Below are 658 nucleotides of genomic sequence, written 5' to 3'. Positions count from 1 at the left end.
TGTTCCGCACCGAGCAGTGTCCAGCTGGAGCCAAACTGACCCGCGATGACGACCGAGCCTCCAAATCTCAGCTCCGGTCCGGTGCCGGCGTTTCCGGCGACAGGATCCATAAAGTAGTTGTTGCCGATCTGATCGAGCTTGGTGGCTCCAAACGCTTCAATCACCGTCGCGGAGGGAGACTGAGGAGGACCGATCACTCCATCGCCGTTCAAATCCTGGTGGAAACTCGTCTCAAACGAGACAATCGACGCAGCAGTCTCCGAAGAGCCGGAGACTTCGTTTCCATTACTGTCAGTATTCCACACCGTAAAACTGCCAGTGGCTGTGTTCTTCCAGGCAACTTCGTACCCGCTCGACGTTTGTTCCGCACCTAGCAGTGTCCAGCTGGAGCCAAACTGACCCGCGATGACGACCGAGCCTCCAAATCTCAGCTCCGGTCCGGTGCCGGCGTTTCCGGCGACAGGATCCATAAAAAAGCCGCTGCCGATCTGATCGAGCTTGGTGGCTCCAAACGCTTCGATCACGGTCGCGCTCGCAGACTGAGGAGGACCAATCAAACCATCGCCGTTCAGATCCTGGTGGAAACTCGTTTCGAACGAGACAATCGACGCAGCCGTTTCCGAAGAGCCGGAGACTTCGTTGCCATTACTGTCGCTAT

At 57.0% G+C, this 658-nt stretch carries 1 pseudogene; it reads right to left on the bottom strand.

The annotated features are described in order from the left end of the window. Positions 1 to 658, bottom strand: a pseudogene (locus AC629_RS44100) (hypothetical protein); the annotation flags it as partial.

Origin of the sequence: Bradyrhizobium sp. NAS80.1 (assembly GCF_001908205.1) — a bacterium.
GTDB lineage: Bacteria > Pseudomonadota > Alphaproteobacteria > Rhizobiales > Xanthobacteraceae > Bradyrhizobium.
Note: the sequence above shows the minus strand (reverse complement) of the source record. Positions and strands in the feature narration are given on the sequence as shown.